This is a genomic window from Psychrobacter sp. 1Y4 (assembly GCF_051847555.1).
In genome coordinates, this window is the sequence record NZ_JBPYDE010000671.1 from 1 (window position 1) to 658 (window position 658).

1 protein-coding gene is annotated in these 658 nt (G+C 41.6%); it reads left to right on the forward strand.

Features of this window, described 5'->3' with window-relative positions:
• Nucleotides 1-376, forward strand: a 376-nt coding sequence (locus ACS8FC_RS18245) for a YebC/PmpR family DNA-binding transcriptional regulator (protein ID WP_439297826.1), incomplete at its 5' end; no start/stop codon positions are given.
• Nucleotides 377-658: the final 282 nt, after the last annotated feature.

Sequence of the window (658 nt, forward strand, 5' to 3'; positions counted from 1 at the left end):
CACATCAGGTTCAGTGGCATATCTGTTTACCAAACGCGGCGAAATCACCTTTAATGATGTGAGCCTAGAAGATGAGGTCATGCTAGCTGCACTAGATGCGGGCGCCGTTGATATCGAAAACGATGGTGAAAGCTTGCTTGTCATCACTGAGTGGGAAACTTTTGGTCAAGTTCAAGACGCGCTTAACGCTGCTGGTCTTGTTTCTGACAATGCTGAAGTCACCATGTCACCATCTACCACGGCTGAAATCGACAATGTGGAAGATGCTGAAAAGATCCTAAAGATGATCGATATGTTAGAAGATGCGGATGATGTGCAAGAAGTTTATACTAACGTGAACTTCTCTGCTGACGTCATGGCGCAGCTTGAGGGATAGCTAAGACAGTTTCAGAGGTGCTTAGTAGTACTGAACTTTAGTATTATAAAACCAGATGGTGTCATACTGTCTGGTTTTTTTGTTATCACAGCACTCTCTTATAACGGTTGTTTTTCTCATAGACGAGGCATATAATCACACAAAAATAGTAATAGTTATCATTTGCAAAGATGCAAATAACTAAGGACTTTTATATGAGTGTGACGCTTTCACCTTCTTATTCTAACACTACTAACGCTCCTACTCTGACAGACACAAACGCATCGCCTGTGTGTTCATTAT